We start from the raw sequence: 21967 nt of genomic DNA, 5'->3' as shown, positions 1-21967 counted from the left end.
TGAAAGGCAATAAAACAGCCTATTGAGTCGTTAGATAAGAACATAAAAAGAAAAGAATGAAGAAATTATCCTTTTTGTTATTATTGTCAGCCGTCATGATGATGGTAGCCTGTTCTGATGACGATGCTTTTACAACATCACGGAGCAATCTGCTCACATTCTCGACTGATACCCTACGACTCGACACGACATTCTCAAATGTTCCGACATCTACTAAGATTTTCTGGGTGTATAATAAGTCGGGCGATGGACTACGATTAACTAACGTCCGTCTGGCACAAGGTAACCAAACGGGTTTCCGTGTGAATGTAGATGGTGTGGAACTCTCGGCTGCCAACGGCTATCAGGTTGGTGGTTTGGAAGTGCGTAATAAGGATAGTATCCAGGTGTTTGTTGAGATGACGTCACCCCTTAATAACGCAGTAACTCCACAAGAGGTGGCTGATAACCTTGTCTTTACGCTCGAAAGCGGTGTACAGCAGAAGGTGAACCTACGTGTTTACAGCTGGGATGCAGAATTGATAAAAGGACGTAAGATAACCTCGAACACCATTTTGACTAGTACGAAACCTATCGTTTTCCAAGATACATTGAAGGTAGAGGCAGGTGCTACACTGACAATTCCTGCCGGAACAACTGTTTATTTCTCTCAGAAGGCAGCCCTTGATGTTTATGGAACGCTGCGTTGTGAGGGTACAGCAGACAAACCTGTAACGCTGCGGGGCGATCGTTTAGACAAGATGTTTAAGTATCTTCCTTATGATAGGGTCAGTGGTCAGTGGCAGGGAGTACGCTTTCATAAGGATAGTTACGATAATGTTCTTATCCATACTGATATTCATTCAACCTATAATGGTATTCTCTGTGATACTGCAACGACTTCACGTACGAAGTTGACGATTGCTAACTCTACTGTTCATAACTGTCAGGGCTATGGTTTACAAGCGATAAATAGTAAGGTTATTGCTTATAACTCTCAGTTTTCTAACACGTTGATGGACTGTGCAGCCTTTGTGGGTGGAGACGTGATTTTGACGCATTGTACCTTCGCACAGTTTTATCCTTTCGATAGTAATCGTGGCGCTGCATTGAGTTTTGGCAATCATATTGACGATAAAGACTATCCTCTTCAGACCTTCCACGTTGTGAACTCGCTTGTGACAGGATATGCTGATGATGTATTAATGGGCAGTAATAAGGATGGTGTTACAGCCAACTATCACTTCTATAATTGTATTCTTCGTGCGCCAAAACCTAAGGATTCGGCTTTATTAGCAAGTTTCACAGATGTCATTTGGGAGAATAGTAAGGATTATCCTGATGGCGGTTCAAAGCAGTTTATACTCGTAGATGGAGACAAACAGAAGTATGATTTCCATCTGAAGAAGGCTGAAAAAAGTGAGAAATATCCTGCTATTGATGCAGGACTTGCTCTTGGCGATACTCGTTTTGCAACTGATCATGATGGTAAGCAGCGTGATAGTAAGCCAGATATTGGCTGTTATGAGCTGATAGCTAATTAAGATTATTAGGCTTAGTTGTCTTATTTGCCCAATTAGCCTTATAAGCCTTATAAGCCCAATAAGTCCCACCACCACCAATAAATATCAACAATGAAAACAATAGACATAAGCATCAAGATTGGTTTTTGCCAACAAGAGGAACTCTCTGAGGCTGATCAGCACCTCATTCAAAGGGCCGTGGAGGCAACTGGTAATAGTTATTCTCCCTATAGTCGCTTTCGTGTTGGGGCTGCTTTGTTGCTTGCCGATGGCACAGAGGTTATTGGAGCAAATCAGGAGAATGCTGCTTTTCCATCAGGCTTATGTGCTGAACGCTCAGCTATCTTTGCAGCTCAGTCTGTCTATCCAGACCAAGCAGTGACCACGCTTGCTATTGCTGCGGCTAATGAGTATGGTTTGATGCGTGACCCAATAGTGCCTTGTGGGGCCTGTCGGCAAGTTATTTTAGAAATAGAAGATCGTTATAAACAGCCTATTCGTATCCTTCTTTATGGTACGGCAGGCATATATGTTATCAATAGTGTAAAGGACCTATTGCCTCTCCAGTTCTTAGGAGAGTCCATGAAGTAGCCCTTTCGTTTTCAATCAATAGTAATTATGGAGTATTTACCAAAAGACCCAGCAATATTAGTAAGCAGCGTAAATATGCTGTTACGTGATGAAGAGTTCGATTCTTTAGAATCATTGTGTTACAATTTCAATGAAGATATAGATAAGCTCAAAGCTAACTTGCGTGAAGCAGGCTATGTATATAGCGAAGAACAGCGCCAGTTTCGCCCGATAGGTTTTGATGAATAAATAGATAATAGTAGATAAATAAAGCACGCCATACAAACCTGCATGGCGTGCTTTATTTATGTGTTCTATATGTTTCCCCACTATTCTTCAGCGAAGGGAAAGTACTCTTTTCTGTATTTCAGAGCCTTTTAAGACTTGCGACAACCGCCTCTTATATAACAACGGCAGTACCAGAACAGGTGACCATGAGCATAGATCCACCCTGTCCGACAGTCTCATAATCGAGGTCAATACCAACGATAGCGTTAGCACCAAGTGCTTCTGCATGTTGCTTCATTTCTTGAATAGAGGTTTCTTTGCCTTCGCGCAGCACCTTTTCATAGGCTTCACTGCGTCCTCCGATGAAGTCCCTGATGCCGGCAAGGAAGTCTTTTAGGAAGTTAGCACCGATAATTGTTTCTCCTGTGACAATTCCTTTATACTCTTTGATAGGACGACCTTCAATGGTTGGGGTTGTTGTGATAATCATAATCTTTTGTCAGTATTAATAATATAATTGATATGTAGACTTATTACTTGATGTCTTACAAATACATGACAAAGATAATAAAAATTCTATGTAGACGCATCATGGCTGACAATAATTTTGTAATTTTGCATCATTAAGATATAAACAACGGCATTATGCAAGACTTAGTAATTTACAATACACTGCATCGTAAGAAGGAACTCTTCCAGCCGATTGCAGCTCCTAACGTAGGAATGTATGTCTGTGGACCAACTGTTTATGGCGATCCACACCTCGGACACGCACGTCCTGCTATCACCTTTGACATTCTTTTCCGCTATCTTAAACACATAGGGTACAAGGTTCGTTATGTTCGTAACATCACGGACGTAGGCCATTTGGAGCATGATGCTGACGAAGGTGATGACAAGATTGAGAAGAAAGCACGTCTTGAGCAGTTGGAGCCAATGGAGATTGCGCAGCACTATACCAACCGCTACCATGATGCTATGCGTTCGCTCAACGTTCTTCCACCAAGCATTGAGCCACATGCAACAGGTCATATCATAGAGCAGGAAGAGTTAGTAAAACAGATTCTTGCCAATGGTTATGCCTATGAAAGCAATGGAAGTATCTACTTCGATGTAGAGAAATACGATAAAGACCACCACTATGGCATTCTTTCTGGTCGTAACATCACTGACATGATAAACAATTCTCGTGAGTTGGCAGGCGTTGGTGAGAAGCGTAATCAGATTGACTTTGCCCTTTGGAAGCGTGCTATGCCAGAGCATATCATGCGTTGGCCATCGCCTTGGAGCGATGGTTTCCCAGGCTGGCATTGTGAGTGTACAGCGATGGGACGCAAGTATTTGGGCGATCACTTTGATATCCATGGTGGCGGTATGGACCTTATCTTCCCACACCATGAGTGCGAGATTGCACAAGCTGTAGCTTCACAGGGTGATGAAATGGTGAAGTATTGGATGCATAACAATATGATTACCATCAACGGACAGAAGATGGGCAAGTCGCTTGGCAACTTCATTACGCTTGAGCAGTTCTTTACTGGCGAGCATGACACGCTCACACAGGCTTACTCTCCAATGACAATTCGCTTCTTCATCCTCTCTGCTCACTATCGTGGAACAGTCGACTTCTCTAACGAGGCACTACAGGCTGCTGAGAAGGGATATGAGCGTTTGATGAATGGTATTGAAGACTTGGCACGCATTCAGCCTGCTGCTGCGTCAGATGAGAATACAAAGAAGTTTGTTGCAGGCTTCCGTCAGAAGTGCTATGATGCAATGAACGATGACTTGATGACGCCTGCCGTTATCTCCACTCTCTTTGAAGCTTGCCACTTGGTGAACATCCTCATCGACCACAAGGCGCAGATTTCAGCTGACGACCTCAAGGAACTTACAGAGGCGATGCAGCTCTTTGCCTTCGATATCCTTGGTCTTCAGAATGAACGAGGAGTTAATAACGATGCTCGTGAGGAGGCTTACGGAAAGGTAGTCGATATGGTGCTCGACCTTCGTGCAAAGGCGAAAGCAGAGAAGAACTGGGCTGTTAGCGACCAGATTCGTGATGCGCTTGCTGATGCAGGCTTCCAAGTTAAGGACACCAAGGACGGTGTTACGTGGAAACTTGACCGATAAAACGTAAACTTCAGATTACTTCTTTGATGAGCGTAAACGCTGTTTGTCAGTGGAGTAAGAAGTAGATAAAAGGATAAAGAGTGGACACTAATCTATGTGTTGCTCATATCCATTCCTGTAAGGATAGATATTCTTAGTATGTGTCAGCGGTAATACGCAGTGTATTAGGAATGCCTATCCTTATTTTTTATTCAATTATTAGAGGGATAAAAACCACCAGAACAATATGAAACGAAAAAAGACTCTTCTCCTTTCTTGCTTGATAACCGTGCTGGTAGGGCTTGGCTTACTCTTTTGGTTACTTCCTGCTAAGCAGACTACTAAGCCAGTAACGATTGCAAAAGACTCGGATTCAGTTGTTTTCGTACAGCCGAAAGCTGTTGTAGATGACACGACAAAGGATATAAATGTCATCAGAGAGTATTATCGTCTCTATCTTAAAAGAGCAGATGGTCAGGATATTTCTATGCGTGAAGAGCGTAGGTTTCTCACTCAGACATTGATTGATAAACTGTGTTATCGTGATGGAACCACCTTTTTACCTTTGTTTCCGTTGAAAGACAATAGGGACCCAAGATGGTCGTTGGATGACTTAAAGATACGATCAGCGGGTGGAAGCTGGTATAGCATACAGTTATATGATCACAAACTAAAGAGTGATTGTAATCTTGCTCTGCGTATGGTAACTGACAAAGATGGGCAGAGAAGGATTGGATATGCCTATCAATATGGTCAAGCTTCGGAGTTTTCGGATGCAGATATTTATAAGAAACTTGTGAAGATGGATGAACATCCAAAGGATGAAATCGCTTTTCTAAAGGCTTTTATCCGTTCTTATCTCTCGCTGAATCTGACGATAGACCTCAATGCGCCTGCTTATAGAAAGTATCTTTGTGAGAAGTTTGTGAAAGATGGAGCAGGAGTTTATACGAGCCAGTATTCTGGTAATTATCAAATAGACTGGTTGGATAGTCCCGGTATTGATTATCTTTCAGATATTCCTTCCTTTTCCATTGTTCCCAATAAAGAAGGGGAAGGATACTTTGTCATACCAGAGGGCGCAGCTACTTACGAAGGATATTATGTGAATGTTGGAAAACGAAACGGGCATTATTATATTATGCAATACGGTACAACAGACCCAGATATAGAACCATCGGACGATATTGAGCCGGTAACTATTGAAGGATAGTGACAGAGTAGGTCTGAGTAAGATAGGAGACGGAGCCTTTTAATGTGTTGTAAATGCCATTTTTACAAACGTGACAGTATGTGTTAGAAGTATAATAAATCTGTTTTCCGAATTATTTTCATGAAGAAAAATATTTCTTTTCATGAAAATAAATTCTTCTTCTCGTGAAAATAATTTCTTTTTTGTATGAAAGTAAATCAGTAAAGGTTAGTTTCTAAGTTTTAAAGTTTGGTTTTTACCTTTTTATTCCTTTGCTTTTTGCATTTTAAAACAGAGTAAAGATACTTTGTTTTGTAGTTTATTATATTCGTTATAATGAACATAATGTCTCCTTTTTTGTCATCTTTAGAGGTACTATTGTTATACCGCACGTGTCGTGTTGTTGGTTCGCACGAATGGTGTTGTTGGTTCGCACGAATGGTGCGGATGCCTAAACACCTTGCAATAGGCTATTAATGTGGAATTAATTTAATGTCAGAAAAGAGTTGTATTACGTAAAAGTAACTAACATTATTTGGTTAGAGGAGACTTGTTTTATCAAAGGTAATACCATAGAGGTAACTACAAAGATACAGCAATAGAGCTATTCTTTTTCACTTTTATTAGATAGCAATATTATAAAAAAAGATTAGCAAAACTTTAGAAGTTTCTTTCTCTGTTTCACATTTGTTGTATATCTTTGTATTGTTAACGAAAGAACTTTAACTAAAAACAATAAAATGAGTTATGAAAAAGATTAATGTACTCATGTTGATGATGCTAATGTTGTTGATTGGCATCGTCTCAGTAAGTGCTAAGAAAAAGGAGTTCAAACCTTTACCATGCGTCCTTACGCTCAAAGATGGTAGCAAAGTGTCAGGCTATTTGGTTGATGTAAAGAATGCAAAGGTTATGGCAAGTGTGTATGGGCAGGTCGTTATTAATATGCAGACATTGTTTATCTCACCTACACCAACGGGTAAGGGAACAAAGTATGTAGCTGATGATGCAAAAGAAATGGAGTTAACAGTAGATGGGAAGCAACGTAAATACTTGTCTTTATATGCATGCAAGATATTAACGTTACCTAAAAATTTGAAGCCAACAAATCATCGGTACTTTTGGGAACTGGTTTATGAGGGAAGAGAAGTACTTGGTTTTTTATCTCCAACAGTATGCTATAGTAGTTCTGGGACAACATTTTATACTGAAGAGTCATGGGCTTATACTTATTGTCTTAAAGGTGACGAAGTTGTTGTGACTTATTATGTTCCTGAAACAGGAATACGTCTGGCTGCGAAGAAAACACTCCGTGCTTGTTTTGATCGTTTCCCAAAGATGGATGAGTACTTGCAGAGTGATGGATTCTCACTGAAAGATATGAAGAGACACCCTCTTGATTTGCTGAAAGTGTTGGAACGTAAAATAAAGTAATAGCTTTGTCTCTTTGTGTGCTAAGGTCAATGAACAATGAGAAACTGATGATAGCTAATAAAATAAAAGGTGCGCTTTTGAGAGTCAAAGGCGCACCTTTTATATGTTAGAAGCGTATCTAATACTTAAACGAACTACCTCCTAAGAACTCTCTGAGTAGGGAGGTTGGAGGGAGATTGCGGAAAGGTAATGGCGCAAAATACTTGAGGAACTTGCGTAGGCGATAGGCTTCAGCATACTCTTCGCAGTTCTCAGGCACTTGTTCCAGCACTTCTTCCGCCTGCGGTTTGATAACGGCAAGTTCAAAGAGGAGGGCAGTGTTGAACATTACATCTGCCTGTTCTTGATAAGGGAAAATCCACTTGTTCTCGCCAGCACGTACACTTGGCCAGCGGTGAATGGTGTCTTGTGCCGAACAACCACGATATTTGTAATCACGAACAATACGACGAAGCAGTCGATTGTCGGTTGTTGGGATATAGTTATGGTCGTCCAACAGAATCGTAGTAAGGGCAGATGCGTAGATTTTGAACTTCTTATCGTCTGCAATCTGCTCTGTTAGCAGAGGATTGAGGGCATGAATACCTTCTACAAGGAGTATGTTATTCTCTCCAAGATGCAGTTTTTCACCACTCTTTTCACTCTTTCCTGTTTGGAAATTATACTTTGGTAATTCCACCTCTTCACCACGGAAAAGTGCATTAAATTGCTCGTTGATGAGTGGAATGTTCAGTGCATAGATACTCTCATAATCAAGTTCCCCGTTCTCATCTTTCGGTGTTTCCACTCTGTTAACGAAGTAATCATCTAAGGATATCTGTACAGGTTTCACACCACTTGCTAATAGTTGGACAGAAAGGCGTTTGCAGAATGTTGTCTTACCGCTTGATGAAGGACCAGCAATGAGTACTACTTTAATCTCTTTTCGTTCAGCAATTGTGTCAGCAATCTGCGATATCTTCTTTTCTTGTAGAGCCTCACTGACATTGATTAGGTCGGTTGCCTGACCATTTTTTACAGCTTCGTTGAAGTCGCCTACCGTCTTAATACCTAAGATACTCTGCCATCTATGATGCTCTTTGAACACCTCGAACATCTTGTCTTGGCGTATTAATTCACCTAATTTAGAAGGATCTTGTACGGAAGGGATGCGCAAGAGGACTCCATCAAAGTAAGGCTCCAAACCGAAAAGATGGAGTTGTGCAGTGTTGGTAAGCATCGAACCATAGTAATAATCCTTGTAATCGTCAAGCACATAATAGACACAATAAAGGCTACCGCTGCTTTTAAGGAGTTTAGCCTTTTGTATATCGCCTAATTCAGTGAACATCTTAACAGCCTCCTCGGTGGTTGTTTCGTAACGCTGGATAGGCATCTTAGCGTCGATAATCTCCTGCATTCGTGTACGGATACGGTCAACATCTTCTGTTGTAATCTCATGTCCGAGCTGCAAGTTACAGTAGTAACCATTTGAAACAGGGATATCTATGACCACAGAACTGGTGGGATAGAGGTCGTGAACAGCCTTGCAAAGTACTAAGAAGAGTGAGCGCGTATAGGTGCGAATACCTGATGGGGTTTGCAAGTTGAGGAATTCTATATCCTTGTTATGATAGACACGATAATGAAGGCCTTCCACCTTATTATTCACTTTAGCACTCACTGGACCATAAGGTATTTCGAGATTAATTTCCTTATAAATGTCAGAAAGTGTACTTCCTATTGTGACTTCTTGAGTTTTTTTATTATTTTTGCAACGGATATGCAGTACTTGTCTCATAATCATTTATGGTTAAAGATATTTTTGGAACAATATTGTTCTTTGGTAAATAGGATTGTAAAGGTAGAGAAAGTTTTGTAGATATCCAAGAAACAGACATCACAATTTTAAGTAACTATATGTCGATTTGGATTTTCTTTAAGCTCATTGGTGCATTAGCTTTGCTGATGTTCGGAATGAAGGCAATGAGTGAGGCACTGCAGAAAATGGCAGGTCCGCAGTTGCGCCACATCCTTGGTGCAATGACTACTAATCGTTTTACGGGTATTCTTACGGGTACATTCATCACAGCTGCCGTACAGTCGTCAACTGCAACTACTGTAATGACAGTCAGTTTTGTGAATGCTGGGTTGCTGACATTGCTCCAAGCTATCTCGGTTATTATGGGAGCGAACATCGGAACTACGCTGACTGCATGGATTATGTCAGCAGGTTTCTCGTTTAACATAACCGATTTCGTTTGGCCAGCCTTCTTTATTGGTATCACACTGATATATTCTAAGAGACGAAAACTCATCGGTGATTTCCTCTTTGGCATTTCTTTTATGTTCTTGGGACTGGGAACCCTACGTCAGACAGGTATCGATATGGACCTTGCGCACAATCAGGCTGTACTCGATTTCTTTAGTCATTTCGACCCACAAAGCTTCATCACAACTATCGTTTTCCTACTTATTGGTAGTGTGCTGACCATGTGTGTGCAGAGTTCTGCAGCGATCATGGCTATCACGATGATTCTTTGTTCAACGGGAGTATTGCCTATTTACCAGGGTATTGCACTTGTAATGGGTGAAAATATCGGTACAACTGTAACCTCAAACCTTGCTGCTTTGACAGCAAACACACAGGCTCGCCGAGCTGCTATGGCTCACATGGTATTCAATGTCTTCGGTGTTCTCTGGGTATTATGTGTTTTCCATCCTTTTATCAATATGGTATGCGATTGGGTGGGTTATGATGTAAATATGCCAAAGGGCGCGCCTGGTTTTGCGGCTAATGCTGCCAAACTAAGTTTTGTGCTTGCTGCTTTCCACACGACCTTCAACCTTGCCAACACAGCTATCCTCGTTGGACCAATCAAGTATTTAGAGAAGCTTGTCTGCATTATTATCAAACCAAAGGCAAACAAGGACGAAGACGAGTTCCGTCTGCACTTTATTCAGGCTGGTATCATGAAGACTCCAGAGCTTTCTGTGCTTGAGGCTTCAAAGGAGATAAAGTCGTTTGCAGAGCGTATCCAGCGTATGTTTGGTATGGTTCGTGAGTTGCTTGGTGAGAAAGATATGGATAAATTCAGCAAACTCTATAGTCGTATTGAGAAGTATGAAGGTATTTCTGATAATATGGAGATAGAGATTGCGAAGTATCTCGACCAGGTGTCTAATGCCCATCTGAGTGATGAAACCAAGGAGAAGGTACGCTCAATGCTTCGTGAAATCTCAGAGTTGGAGAGTATCGGTGATGCTTGTTATAACATTGCACGTACCTCTAGCCGTCTTATCAATAGTAAGGAAGATTTTACGCAGGAGCAGTATGACCACATGCATCAGATGTTTGAGTTGACTGATGACGCTCTGACACAGATGAATCGCATCCTCGTTGGTCATCGTCAGGACAATGATGTGAATCGCTCGTTCAATATTGAGACCGAAATCAACAATTATCGTAACCAGTTGCGTTCGCAGAATATCAACGATGTGAACGATCATAAGTACACCTATGCAGTAGGAACCATGTATATGGACATCATTCAGGAGTGCGAAAAGTTAGGTGATTATGTTGTCAATGTTGTTGAGGCTCGTATGGGTGTTCGCCAACAGGGAGCATAAAATTGAGTATGATAAAACAAAATAAAGGCAGGGACATGAATGCGTGTCCCTGCCTTTAATATATCATGACTTCCTCTTCTTGAATGCTTATCGTTTTACCACTTGAACAATTCTAACATTCTTGAAAAGCTATTTACTCCTCGCTACTCAAAGCATAGAAACAGGAACGCCATGTGTGTTCTTTGTTTCGTCAATGACGAAGATACTATGTAAACTTCCTATACAATTAATTGTTCCAAGGGTATTGAGCATGAATTGTTGATAGCTTTTCATGTCGCGTGCATATACTTTAATTAGGAAATCATAGTCGCCACTGGTGTTGTAACATTCTGTGATTTCCTCAATATTCTGCACTACATCCATAAATTCTTGTATGAGTTCCTGAGAGTGTTGCTTGAGTCGGATATTACACATCACCATAATACCATTACCAACTTTATGTGGATTTACCACAGCCATATATCTTTCTATAAAGCCATCACGTTCTAATCGCTTCTGTCGTTCAAAGGTGGGAGAGGTGGAGAGATGGAGCTTTGCAGCTAGTTCTTTTACTGTTAAGTGTGAGTCACGTTGCAGAATACGCAGTATCTTGCGGTCTGTTTCATCTAAACTTTCAATATTGCTCATTTTGTTAAGTTCTAATTATGCAGAATGTTATTCTGCTAAATATTGTAAATATAGGGCAAAAGTAGCACATTTTTCTGAATATATCAGTATATTTTGTTAGTAAATTATATTGTTATAACTTTGCAATCGAATTCTATTGGTAATAAATATATAAGGATATGAAAAGAAATCTTGAAACTATATGTATTCATGGCGGATGGAAACCATCAAAGGGTGAGCCTCAGCAGCTACCTATTTATCAGAGTACTACATTCAAATATGAAACCAGTGAACAGATGGCACGTTTGTTCGACTTGGAGGATAGTGGTTATTTCTATACACGTTTGGCTAACCCTACGAATGATGCTGTTGCTAAGAAGATTGCTGCTCTTGAAGGTGGCGTTGGTGCTGTGCTAACGTCTTCGGGTCAAGCTGCCAACTTCTATGCAATCATAAACCTTTGTGGAGCAGGAGATCACTTCGTGACAACTAATAATATCTATGGTGGAACGTTCAATCTTTTTGGTGTAACGCTGAAGAAATTGGGGATTGAATGTACCTTTATTGACCCAGAATGGGATGATGATAAGATTGAAGCTGCTTTCCAGCCAAATACAAAATGTGTTTTTGGTGAAACTATATCAAATCCTGGGGGTAAAATCTTTGATATCGAACGCTTTGCAAGAATTGCACATAAACATGGTGTGCCATTGATTATTGACAACACGTTTGCTACTCCAATTAATTGCCGTCCTTTTGAATGGGGATGCGATATTGTAACCCATTCTACGACAAAATATATGGATGGTCATGCCACACAGGTGGGTGGTGCCGTCGTTGATTCTGGTAACTTTGATTGGGAAGCATATAGTGATAAGTTCCAAGGCTTGACAACTCCAGATGATAGTTATCATGGACTTATATATACAAAGTCATTCGGGAAACTGGCTTACATCACCAAACTTGTTACTCAGTTGATGAGAGACCTTGGTAGTATTCCTGCACCACAAAACTCTTTCTTGCTTAATATTGGGCTTGAAACCTTACATCTTCGTATGAAGCAGCATTGTGAGAATGCGCAGAAGGTGGCTGAGTGGTTAGAAAAGAATGATAAGGTGGCATGGGTGAATTATTGCGGACTTCCTTCTGATAAGTATTATGCTTTGGGTCAGAAGTATCTTCCAAATGGCTCGTGTGGTGTTATCTCCTTTGGCTTGAAAGGTTCACGAGAAGATGCTATCAAGTTTATGGATCGTCTTGACTTCGTTTCTATCGTAACGCACGTAGCAGATGCACGTACTTGTGTACTGCATCCAGCAAGCCACACTCATCGTCAGTTGACAGATGAACAACTTCGTAAGGCTGGTATTGCACCTGACTTAATCCGTCTTTCTGTTGGAATCGAAAACGTAGATGATATCATTGCCGACCTTGATCAAGCTTTGAAATAATCAACCTTAAGGACATAAAAAAGGACACTCTGCAATGGAGTGTCTTTTTTTGTTGTATAATTTTATGAAATATTCTTATCTCCTGAATAAAACTCAATTTGTGTTTCGAATAGTATTTTTTACATTGATAACTTTCTGTCTTTATTCTTTCTGGGGTATCTCAGTTATTACTTCCTTCTCCATTCCAGAGAGAGCGAGGGTAAGACTGGCTCTATAACGTATTGTATGGTTCTTGTGTTGATATTCCACTGGTTTGGTGCGGGTGCTTAGCACATGTGGTGCTGGTGCTTAACACTAGTGGTGCGGATGGTATGCACCATGTGTGCGAAGGGTTAACACCATTGCTATATGTGGAAGGGTAGGGATTTAATGTGAGTTAAGCGTATTGAGCCTAAGGTCAATTTAGAGTTGTGTTTAGTTGGAGGCTATACTTTTTGACAATATTTTAGGCTCTATGACGAATCACCCACATGATTCATTATAGAGCCGTGAGACGTTTTTCTTTTCTGTATGTTTTAGGGGTGAGGCTCTATCACCCTCATCACATTCACGGACCTATCAAGCCAATCTTCCATTTTCTTATAATCTTTCTTTTCCCATACATTCTTGAAGTCTATAAACTCGTGAGCCAGGCGACTCTCGTAAGCATTACGGCGATAACTGGTTAGCTTTCCTTGTTTCATTATCTCTACACTACCAAACTCGTTGGCTGGTGTTGGGATGTGTATCCATCCCTTTTCTCCTTGTATGAGAATGAATGATGAACTACTTGAATCCTTCGCTGCGGTACAGGTTGCCGTCATTGTAGGGTAGGAGAGTACCATTACGCCTGAGGTGTCAATGCCATTATGCCCACGGTTGGCAAAATACTGTGTAGCAGTGGGTTGTCCGAATAGTCCGATAACAACATTGATGTTATAGACATTGAGGTCATTCAGCGCACCACCCCCTAAGTCGGGATTGAAGGCAGGGGCAATATCTCCTTGTAAATAGCGTTCGTACTTACTTGAATATTGTGAGAAATTACACTGTACAAAGTGAATGGGACCAATCTTCTTTAGGCTATCTTTGACCATGTGAAAGTTGGGCGTATGTAGGGGAGAGATAGCTTCAAAGAGGTATAAATTTCGCTCTCGTGCCATCGCTGCTAATTTCTCAGCTTCGGCAACTGTGAGGGTAAAAGGTTTCTCAACAATCACGTTTCTACCTGCCTCTAATGCTTTACGAGTAAATTCGTAATGGATGCTATTGACTAAGGCTATATAAACGAAGTCGGCTTTGTCTTCCTTAAGTAGCTGATCATAATCGGTATAAATCCTGTCGATATGATTCATCTTTGCAAGGAATTCAGCTTTTTCCTGATTGCTATGTGAAAATATACTGGTGATTTCTATCCCTTTTACTTCTGTCTTTAGTAGCGTGATAACTTCAGTTGCTATCATTCCTGTTCCTATAATGCTAATCTTCATCTTTCTTATTGCTTTTTAAGCGTGTGCTCTATAGGCTGTTTTAATGGGTAACGACTATAGAATATGCTTTGTTACTTTCCTGATGCAACAAAAGTAGGGAATGTTTTGCAATTAAAGTAGGAAATGACTATTTTTGTTGTCTCTTAACAAGCATTAGACAGTATGAATAATAAAAGTTTTTTATTCCTTTTAGCATCTCTTTTATTTATTACTCTTATAGCTGGATGCAAAGTTGAGAAAGTATCAGCTGTCGATAAGGTGAAGGATTCTGTGGCTTCTTCTTCTGTTGTTTCTGACTCTGTTGTTTCTGACTCTGTTGTAGTGGAGAAAGATGTTCCCTTGGTAGTTGATTCTATTGGTAAATCTTATAGTACAAATAAGGGATTTGTTGATTTGGCTTGTTCTTTTCCGAAGTCTGGTCCGCAACCACTGGTTGATTCGATTCGTGCTTACCTCTCGTCTGAGATGAAAGGTGCTGCAGATAATTTTAGGAAAGAGGACTCACAGACTAAATCTTTTACTAAGCTTGCAGACGGTAAGGATATGATAAACTATTATGCGAAGCTTGCATATGAAAATTTGAAACGTTGTTTTGATGATATTGACTATTCCAATTCTGAATTCCCACCAGAACTTTCTATGTCGGTGTTGAAGAAAAATGAAACGGATCGTTATGTTACGTATCTTTCTTCTTTTTACACATATGCGGGTGGTGCGCATGGATTGTATTCTGAGCATGCGGTTAACTTTGACAAGAAGACAGGTGTTATATTGCGTGATATATTGAACCGCAAGGATGTAAAAGCGTTACAGTCTATCCTTAGAACAGGACTTGAAAGCTTTTTCAGAAAACCTTATGTTGCTGTTGGAGAAAAGAATGTAGAGGATGGTGTTAAGTCTGATATGAACGATCTCTTTATTGAGAATGGAATTATCCCACTACCAAAGAATGGCGTTTATCTTTCTTCAGAGGGTGTTGTCTTTATTTATGGACAATATGAGATTGCTCCTTATGCACTCGGAATGCCTACCTTTACTGTTCCTTATAAGGAGATCGGGAAGTTCCTTTCGCCTGAGGCACGACACCTTGCGGGGATTAAGTAATCTCTCTTAATTCTGTAAATTGGATTAAATTATATTTTGCTTTGAAGTTTGGATTTAATAGCTTTTTCACTGACTATTCTCTTTCTTGAAGGGAATAGTCAGTGTTTTTATTGGTGCATCAACCAAACAAAGCCTTTGGCAATTCTGACTCCGTTGTCTTGGAAATGGTTGCCTTCATTCCATTCCATCTTGCAGTTAACGTTTTTTTCTTTGAAGATTTGTTCTTGGCGTAGGATGTCTTTACTGATAGTTGATATCAATTTTGTTTTTGTTTTCTCTTCTTTGTCGCCAAGGCTGAGATATACGTGTTCTACTTGTGGTTGATGGGTGTCAGCATAGTCTAACCATCCTATATACCATGCAGAAGGGGATGCTGAGACGATTCCATGGAAAGGAACGTTCTGTTGATAGCCTGCCCAAAGGGAGAAAAGCCCTGCTAATGAATATCCGCCTAAGATAATATTGCTTTTATGGAGTTCCATAGCATATCGCATCTTTAAGGCGGGGATAAGTTGTTCTCTTATATATAATAAGGTGGAATGAGCACCATCTCCAAAAGGAATCTTTCCAAATACTGGGGGAGCAGGCCAAGGGGTAAGCTCGGCATTCCATTTGTTTACACGAATAGCAATATGGATGAAAGGTGTTTGCGAGTTTTCTTCTATATAGGTGATTTGTCTCTCCAACTCCTCTGTGTCATTACTATCAACGGGCTGAATGATGAAAAAAAATGCATTCTCTTCGCTATGTAGGATACATGTGTGTTCTCCTATCTCAACAATCTCCTTTTTATGTCTCATACTTTTTAAGTCTTATTTCAATGTGCAAAAATAATCATTTTTAAGCAAATTAGTTGATTTGAATCAATTTTAAGTAAAAAAGTTCATTTAGTTGAAAAATAATCTTCAAAACATTTGGTAGTATTCAAATTTCTCTATACCTTTGCATCCGCTTTACAAAACAAGCCATCTGGCAAGTTGATTAAAGCAATAAAGAAAGAGTTCTTTGAAAAGATTTACATAAACAGAGAAGTAGTACAAGAAGCGTCTGTTTGATTTTATATCAAATGGATGGGTAAAAGAAACGAACCGATCAATTCATTGTTCTTGCTTTTGAGGCACCGCCTCAAAACAATTAAGAAACAAGCGAAGAGGTGCTTTTTACTTGATACTTTTAGGATAAGCGTTCTGAAACAGAGATTACTCGGTGACGTGTTTGGAAGTAGTGGTATTTATTATCACCTATTATCCATCATTTATCACCAACAGATATTTTACAATGGAGAGTTTGATCCTGGCTCAGGATGAACGCTAGCTACAGGCTTAACACATGCAAGTCGAGGGGAAACGGCGGAGAGTGCTTGCACTCTTTGGACGTCGACCGGCGCACGGGTGAGTAACGCGTATCCAACCTTCCCATTACTGTGGGATAACCTGCCGAAAGGCAGACTAATACCGCATGGTCTTCGATGACGGCATCAGATTTGAAGTAAAGATTTATCGGTAATGGATGGGGATGCGTCTGATTAGCTTGTTGGCGGGGTAACGGCCCACCAAGGCAACGATCAGTAGGGGTTCTGAGAGGAAGGTCCCCCACATTGGAACTGAGACACGGTCCAAACTCCTACGGGAGGCAGCAGTGAGGAATATTGGTCAATGGACGTAAGTCTGAACCAGCCAAGTAGCGTGCAGGATGACGGCCCTATGGGTTGTAAACTGCTTTTTTATGGGAATAAAGTGAGGGACGTGTCCCTTTTTGCAGGTACCATACGAATAAGGACCGGCTAATTCCGTGCCAGCAGCCGCGGTAATACGGAAGGTCCAGGCGTTATCCGGATTTATTGGGTTTAAAGGGAGCGTAGGCCGGAGATTAAGTGTGTTGTGAAATGTAGACGCTCAACGTCTGACTTGCAGCGCATACTGGTTTCCTTGAGTACGCACAACGTTGGCGGAATTCGTCGTGTAGCGGTGAAATGCTTAGATATGACGAAGAACTCCGATTGCGAAGGCAGCTGACGGGAGCGCAACTGACGCTTAAGCTCGAAGGTGCGGGTATCAAACAGGATTAGATACCCTGGTAGTCCGCACAGTAAACGATGGATGCCCGCTGTTGGTACCTGGTATCAGCGGCTAAGCGAAAGCATTAAGCATCCCACCTGGGGAGTACGCCGGCAACGGTGAAACTCAAAGGAATTGACGGGGGCCCGCACAAGCGGAGGAACATGTGGTTTAATTCGATGATACGCGAGGAACCTTACCCGGGCTTGAATTGCAGGAGAACGATACAGAGATGTTGAGGTCCTTCGGGACTCCTGTGAAGGTGCTGCATGGTTGTCGTCAGCTCGTGCCGTGAGGTGTCGGCTTAAGTGCCATAACGAGCGCAACCCCTCTCTTCAGTTGCCATCAGGTGATGCTGGGCACTCTGGAGACACTGCCACCGTAAGGTGTGAGGAAGGTGGGGATGACGTCAAATCAGCACGGCCCTTACGTCCGGGGCTACACACGTGTTACAATGGCCGGTACAGAGGGATGGTGTAATGCAAATTGCATCAAATCTTGAAAGCCGGTCCCAGTTCGGACTGGGGTCTGCAACCCGACCCCACGAAGCTGGATTCGCTAGTAATCGCGCATCAGCCATGGCGCGGTGAATACGTTCCCGGGCCTTGTACACACCGCCCGTCAAGCCATGAAAGCCGGGGGTGCCTGAAGTCCGTGACCGCAAGGATCGGCCTAGGGCAAAACTGGTGATTGGGGCTAAGTCGTAACAAGGTAGCCGTACCGGAAGGTGCGGCTGGAACACCTCCTTTCTGGAGAGGATGCTTTTTAGTTGACAAGTTGACAAGTTAAAAGTATTGTAAAGATAAAAAGAACCTTGGTTCGTTTTTCTTCTTGTACTCACTGCACTCTGTATTATATAAATGTAGGAGTTTAGAGTTTAAGGCTCACATAAAGGTTCAAGTCCTTATTCTCCACTTAGCTGTCCACGCTTCTGAGGCACTGCCTCAGAACAATCAAAGTAACAGCATAAGATCTTTGACATATTGACACAAGCAAGACTGTAAAGTAGAACTATTCTTTCAATGATTGGAAGAATTAGTATTCTAAACAATGAGGTTTAAACTTCATTTTTTTAGAATCACACAACAGCTGAAAGTATGAGCTACATTTCTTGTTGTCAACAACGAGAAAGGCGAAGAAAGTAAGAAAGGGCGCATGGCGGATGCCTTGGCTCACGGAGGCGATGAAGGACGTGATAAGCTGCGATAAGCCTTGGGTAGGTGCAAATAACCTTTGATCCAAGGATTTCCGAATGGGACAACCCATCAGGTTGAAGACCTGTTATCACTACATAAGTAGTGAGGCGAACGGAGGGAACTGAAACATCTTAGTACCTCTAGGAAGAGAAAATAAATAATGATTCCCCTAGTAGTGGCGAGCGAACGGGGAATAGCCCAAACCTGCTTTGTGGCAACGCTTAGCAGGGGTTGTAGGACCACGCTGTCGTACTTAGATTGTGAGAAGAATGTTCTGGAAAGAACAATCATAGAGGGTGATAATCCCGTATTCGAAGCATGACGAGACGTAGTGGTATCCTGAGTAACGCGGAACACGTGAAATTCTGCGCGAATCAGCCGGGACCATCCGGTAAGGCTAAATACTCCCGTGAGACCGATAGTGAACGAGTACTGTGAAGGAAAGGTGAAAAGCACTCCAATAAGGAGAGTGAAATAGTTCCTGAAACCATGCGCCTACAAGCGGTCGGAGCTGCTTACGCAGTGACGGCGTGCCTTTTGCATAATGAACCTACGAGTTACCATGTCTGGCAAGGATAAGCGTCATGAGACGCGCATCCGCAGTGAAAGCGAGCCTGAATAGGGCGTCGAGTCAGATGGGGTAGACGCGAAACCAAGTGATCTACACTTGCCCAGGTTGAAGTCCGGGTAACACCGGATGGAGGACCGCACGGATAAGCGTTGAAAAGCTTCCCGATGAGGTGAGTGTAGGAGTGAAAGGCCAATCAAACTTGGAGATAGCTCGTACTCCCCGAAAGGCATTTAGGTGCCGCGTGCGATGATCTCCATAAGAGGTAGAGCGACCGATAGGTCAAGAGGGCTTCACCGCCTATCGAGACCTGACGAACTCCGAATGCTTATGGACCGCAATCGTGCAGTAAGGGGGCGGGTGCTAAGGTCCGTCCCCGAGAGGAGAAGAATCCAGACCGCCGTCTAAGGTCCCGAAATTCTGTCTAAGTTAGTCTAACGAAGTCTGGTCCCCGTGACAGCTAGGATGTTGGCTTGGAAGCAGCCATTCATTCAAAGAGTGCGTAACAGCTCACTAGTCGAGGGTCCGGGCATGGATAATAATCGGGTATAAGTCAGATACCGAAGGCGCGGGATAGTAATGTATATTAAAAGTATCGGTAGGGGAGCATTCCATTGGCGTTGAATGGTGAGGGTAACCGATCCTGGAGCTTATGGAAAAGCAAATGTAGGTATAAGTAACGATAAAAAGGGTGAGATTCCCTTTCGCCGAAAGACCGAGGTTTCCCGGGCGATGCCAATCAGCCCGGGGTTAGTCGGGTCCTAAGTCTCAGCCGAACGGCGAAGGCGATGGCAGATGCGGTTAATATTCCGCAACTCGCTATTACAGTGATGTGGAGACGGAGCAGTGACACTGCCGCGCCCTGACGGAATAGGGCGTTTAAGTGCGTAGGCTATGAGGAAGGCAGGCAAATCCACCTTCCGAGCTGAACCATGAAAGTACAGGTAATCCTTCGGGATAACTTGAGTGCAGGTAATCATACTTCCGAGAAAATCCGCTAAACTTAATGTAATAGCGACCCGTACCGCAAACGGACACACGTGGTCGGGTAGAATATACTAAGGCGTTGAGAGATTCATGGTTAAGGAACTAGGCAAATTGACCCCGTAACTTCGGAATAAGGGGTCCTCATAGCAATATGAGGCGCAGAGAATAGGTCCAGGCAACTGTTTAACAAAAACACAGGGCTGTGCTAACTCGAAAGATGATGTATACAGCCTGACACCTGCCCGGTGCCGGAAGGTTAAGAGGAGATGTCACCAGCAATGGGAAGCATTGAATTGAAGCCCCGGTAAACGGCGGCCGTAACTATAACGGTCCTAAGGTAGCGAAATTCCTTGTCGGGTAAGTTCCGACCTGCACGAATGGTGTAATGATCTGGACGCTGTCTCAACCATGAGCTCAGTGAAATTGTAGTATCGGTGAAGATGCCGATTACCCGCGATGGGACGAAAAGACCCCGTGAACCTTTACTACAGCTTAGCATTGACCTTGGTCATCCGATGTGTAGGATAGGCCGGAGGCTTCGAAGCGGGTGCGCCAGCATTCGTGGAGCCATCCTTGAAATACGGCCCTTTGGCTGTCTGAGGTCTAACGCGCCTGTGGTGCGGACACTGCTTGGTGGGTAGTTTGACTGGGGTGGTCGCCTCCAAAAGCGTAACGGAGGCTTCCAAAGGTGCCCTCGGGCCGATTGGTAACCGGCCTTATAGAGTGCAATGGCATAAGGGCGCTTGACTGGGAGGCAGACATGCCGAGCAGGCAGGAAACTGGGGCATAGTGATCCGGCGGATGTGTATGGAAACTCCGTCGCTCAAAGGATAAAAGGTACTCCGGGGATAACAGGCTGATCCCCCCCAAGAGCTCATATCGACGGGGTGGTTTGGCACCTCGATGTCGGCTCGTCACATCCTGGGGCTGGAGAAGGTCCCAAGGGTTGGGCTGTTCGCCCATTAAAGTGGCACGCGAGCTGGGTTCAGAACGTCGTGAGACAGTTCGGTCTCTATCTATCGTGGGCGTTGGAGTTTTGCGTGGTGCTGACACTAGTACGAGAGGACCGTGTTGGACAGACCTCCGGTTTACCAGTTGTGCCGCCAGGTGCACCGCTGGGTATCTGAGTCTGGATTGGATAAGCGCTGAAAGCATCTAAGTGCGAAGCCAGCCGCAAGATGAGAACTCCTCATAAGGGTCGTCATAGACGATGACGTTGATAGGGTGTAGGTGTAAAGACGGTGACGTCAAAGCCGAGCACTACTAATTGCCCGAAACTTTCTTCGGGTCTCCCGCCTCTAGATATTGGAGTGCGGGGACCAGTGACTCAGACTTTGAGCTGTGTATTCTTCTAAAGTAAGAAGAAAAGTTCTAATATGTTTTGCTTGTGGAAATACGTCACCTTATACGGCTGACAAGTCAGTAGACGAGTTGACAAGATAACGAGTTAACAAGTAAACAAGTTATTAGTTCTATGGACAATATTTAATAATGGATCTACTGATAAGAAGACAGAAAGAAGACAAGAATAATGACAAATAACTGGTCAACTTGTCAACTGTGAACTAGTCAACCGAGAGAAATATCAGGTGGTTATTGCGTCGGGGTCCCACCTCTTCCCATTCCGAACAGAGAAGTTAAGCCCGACTGCGCCGATGGTACTGCAATGCAATGCGGGAGAGTAGGTGGCCGCCTTCTTTTACGAGAGCCCTGAAGAGAAATCTTCAGGGCTTTTTGTGTTTATGGAGGTCAAGCTTATTTGGCTAATAAGCCTACTAGAGCTAATAAGGCTAATAGGAGTAATAAGGATAATTGGACTTAATAGGACAAATATTTATATTTAGAGACCAATGTCTTATGTTAATGATGAGTTTATTTTTTC

The 21967-nt window shown here is 42.6% G+C and carries 14 protein-coding genes and 3 rRNA genes; 12 read left to right on the top strand and 5 right to left on the bottom strand.

All coding sequences use genetic code 11. The annotated features are described in order from the left end of the window. Positions 1–56: 56 nt before the first annotated feature. The 3 genes from J4856_RS12345 (at position 57) to J4856_RS12335 (ending at position 2321) form a co-directional block, all read left to right on the top strand. Positions 57–1523, top strand: coding sequence for a hypothetical protein (locus J4856_RS12345; RefSeq protein WP_025839010.1), 1467 nt, complete (start codon positions 57–59; stop codon positions 1521–1523). Between the two features lie 90 nt (positions 1524–1613). After that, positions 1614–2093: a cytidine deaminase gene (locus J4856_RS12340; RefSeq protein ID WP_025839009.1), complete on the top strand. Its 480-nt coding sequence runs from the start codon at positions 1614–1616 to the stop codon at positions 2091–2093. Between the two features lie 27 nt (positions 2094–2120). After that, a complete protein-coding gene (locus J4856_RS12335; RefSeq protein WP_025839007.1) occupies positions 2121–2321 on the top strand; it encodes a DUF4250 domain-containing protein in 201 nt (66 codons plus the stop codon). 151 nt (positions 2322–2472) lie between these two features. Here J4856_RS12335 and J4856_RS12330 read toward each other — a convergent pair whose 3' ends face one another. Beyond that, on the bottom strand, positions 2473–2790 hold the full coding sequence (locus J4856_RS12330; protein WP_025839005.1) for a heavy metal-binding domain-containing protein: 318 nt from the start codon (positions 2788–2790) through the stop codon (positions 2473–2475). A gap of 155 nt (positions 2791–2945) precedes the next feature. On the opposite strand from J4856_RS12330, the gene cysS reads away from it, so the two are divergent. From cysS to J4856_RS12315, 3 genes are all read left to right on the top strand, one after another. Then, a complete protein-coding gene (gene cysS / locus J4856_RS12325) occupies positions 2946–4433 on the top strand; it encodes a cysteine--tRNA ligase (RefSeq protein WP_025839003.1) in 1488 nt (495 codons plus the stop codon). A gap of 226 nt (positions 4434–4659) precedes the next feature. Beyond that, on the top strand, positions 4660–5625 hold the full coding sequence (locus tag J4856_RS12320; protein WP_025839001.1) for a hypothetical protein: 966 nt from the start codon (positions 4660–4662) through the stop codon (positions 5623–5625). 726 nt (positions 5626–6351) lie between these two features. Further along, the gene (locus J4856_RS12315) at positions 6352–7038 is read left to right on the top strand and encodes a hypothetical protein (protein ID WP_025838999.1); all 687 of its coding nucleotides are present in this window, start codon (positions 6352–6354) and stop codon (positions 7036–7038) included. Positions 7039–7156: 118 nt separating this feature from the next. On the opposite strand, the gene J4856_RS12310 is transcribed toward J4856_RS12315, so the two are convergent. Further along, a complete protein-coding gene (locus tag J4856_RS12310; RefSeq protein ID WP_025838998.1) occupies positions 7157–8824 on the bottom strand; it encodes a nucleoside kinase in 1668 nt (555 codons plus the stop codon). A gap of 113 nt (positions 8825–8937) precedes the next feature. Here J4856_RS12310 and J4856_RS12305 point away from each other — a divergent pair, with 113 nt between their 5' ends. Beyond that, entirely contained in the window at positions 8938–10647 is a 1710-nt protein-coding gene (locus J4856_RS12305; RefSeq protein ID WP_025838996.1) for a Na/Pi cotransporter family protein, read from the top strand. Between the two features lie 147 nt (positions 10648–10794). Here J4856_RS12305 and J4856_RS12300 read toward each other — a convergent pair whose 3' ends face one another. Further along, positions 10795–11274: an Lrp/AsnC family transcriptional regulator gene (locus J4856_RS12300; RefSeq protein WP_065367669.1), complete on the bottom strand. Its 480-nt coding sequence runs from the start codon at positions 11272–11274 to the stop codon at positions 10795–10797. A gap of 158 nt (positions 11275–11432) precedes the next feature. Between J4856_RS12300 and J4856_RS12295 the strand changes: the two genes are divergently transcribed. Next, positions 11433–12704 carry an O-acetylhomoserine aminocarboxypropyltransferase/cysteine synthase family protein gene (locus tag J4856_RS12295; protein WP_065367670.1) on the top strand — a complete coding sequence of 424 codons (1272 nt, stop codon included), beginning with the start codon at positions 11433–11435 and terminating at the stop codon, positions 12702–12704. A gap of 515 nt (positions 12705–13219) precedes the next feature. Here the strand turns inward: J4856_RS12295 and J4856_RS12290 are convergent. After that, a complete protein-coding gene (locus J4856_RS12290) occupies positions 13220–14173 on the bottom strand; it encodes a Gfo/Idh/MocA family protein (protein WP_025838992.1) in 954 nt (317 codons plus the stop codon). 162 nt (positions 14174–14335) lie between these two features. Between J4856_RS12290 and J4856_RS12285 the strand changes: the two genes are divergently transcribed. Next, positions 14336–15277, top strand: coding sequence for a DUF3298 and DUF4163 domain-containing protein (locus J4856_RS12285; protein ID WP_025838990.1), 942 nt, complete (start codon positions 14336–14338; stop codon positions 15275–15277). Positions 15278–15384: 107 nt separating this feature from the next. On the opposite strand, the gene J4856_RS12280 is transcribed toward J4856_RS12285, so the two are convergent. Then, a complete protein-coding gene (locus J4856_RS12280; RefSeq protein ID WP_025838988.1) occupies positions 15385–16077 on the bottom strand; it encodes an alpha/beta hydrolase in 693 nt (230 codons plus the stop codon). 475 nt (positions 16078–16552) lie between these two features. Here J4856_RS12280 and J4856_RS12275 point away from each other — a divergent pair. From J4856_RS12275 to rrf, 3 genes are all read left to right on the top strand, one after another. Beyond that, positions 16553–18083: ribosomal RNA gene (locus J4856_RS12275) — 16S ribosomal RNA — on the top strand. A gap of 386 nt (positions 18084–18469) precedes the next feature. Then, positions 18470–21371 (top strand): 23S ribosomal RNA (locus J4856_RS12270). Positions 21372–21670: 299 nt separating this feature from the next. After that, positions 21671–21783, top strand: a 5S ribosomal RNA gene (gene rrf, locus J4856_RS12265). The 16S, 23S and 5S rRNA genes sit together here, the layout of an rRNA operon. Positions 21784–21967 lie beyond the last annotated feature (184 nt).

It is taken from the genome of Prevotella scopos JCM 17725, from assembly GCF_018127785.1.
Classification (GTDB): domain Bacteria; phylum Bacteroidota; class Bacteroidia; order Bacteroidales; family Bacteroidaceae; genus Prevotella; species Prevotella scopos.
This window is presented reverse-complemented; position numbering and strand designations above follow the sequence as displayed.